Source organism: Mesorhizobium sp. M7A.F.Ca.ET.027.03.2.1, from assembly GCF_003999175.1.
Classification (GTDB): Bacteria; Pseudomonadota; Alphaproteobacteria; order Rhizobiales; family Rhizobiaceae; genus Mesorhizobium.
On the sequence record NZ_RZOM01001806.1, the window covers coordinates 1 to 558 of the forward strand.

Consider the following 558-nt stretch of genomic DNA (forward strand, 5'->3'; position numbering starts at 1 on the left):
TGTCGCACGGATGATATTCAGCCCAACACTTGGTCCTCTTAACGAGTTCGCGACATTTCTCGGCTTTCCGAACCTGCCTTTTCTGACGCAGGCGAACTGGGCGATTGCGGTGATCGCCATCGTTGAAATCTGGCAGTGGACGCCACTTGTCACACTGCTGATGCTCGCCGGCCTGCAGGGCCTGCCGCGGGAAGTGTTCGAAGCGGCCGCCATCGAGAACGCGTCGCCTTGGCAGCGCTTCTGGAGCATCACTTTTCCGATGCTGCTGCCGCTCTCCGTGGCGGTCGTCTTCATCCGCATCATCGAAGGTTTGAAGATCATCGACACGGTCTTTGTGCTCACCGGCGGAGGTCCGGGCACCTCCACCGAGACGCTGACGCTCTTCGCCTACAATGAGGGCTTCAAGAAGTTCAACCTCGGGCAGGCCTCGGCGCTGAGCTTTCTCTTCCTGATGGTCATCACTCTGTTCGGAATTGTGTATCTGGCGCTCGCACGGCCGTTGATGGAGAAGCGCACATGAATGAAGGCCGCTTGCTCCGCTGGGTCGCCTTCCTAGCC

1 protein-coding gene is annotated in these 558 nt (G+C 59.1%); it reads left to right on the forward strand.

The genetic code is table 11. The features are described from left to right. Positions 1–520: sugar ABC transporter permease (locus tag EN750_RS38180; RefSeq protein WP_145968382.1), on the forward strand; the 520-nt coding region annotated here is incomplete at its 5' end. Positions 521–558: the final 38 nt, after the last annotated feature.